The organism is Brachyspira catarrhinii, from assembly GCF_005518285.1.
GTDB lineage: Bacteria > Spirochaetota > Brachyspiria > Brachyspirales > Brachyspiraceae > Brachyspira > Brachyspira catarrhinii.
Map to the genome: position 1 here is coordinate 1 of NZ_SJDU01000911.1, position 268 is coordinate 268.

Here is a 268-nt window from a genome sequence, read left to right on the forward strand (position 1 = left end):
TATTGTACATTTTTTCCCTTGACGAGTGATTAAAAGATTTTGTACATTTTTTCTGCTATTTTATTTCGCTCTATTAAATAATCTTTTAAATAATTTTTTACTATTTCAGCTAATAATACATAGCGAGGCTTTTTATTGCCTTTTGGATTGGCTATGTAAATTAAATTATTTTGAAAATCTATATCATCTAATTTTATTCCAACAACTTCTTTTCTGCGTATTCCTGTAGTTGCTAAAATTAGAAACATTAAAATATTCCTTTGATTAC

Annotated in this window: 1 protein-coding gene; it reads right to left on the reverse strand. The window is 24.6% G+C overall.

The genetic code is table 11. The features are described from left to right. Positions 1-29: 29 nt before the first annotated feature. A partial coding sequence (locus tag EZH24_RS13790; RefSeq protein ID WP_137999515.1) for a tyrosine-type recombinase/integrase occupies positions 30-268 on the reverse strand: 239 nt, incomplete at its 5' end.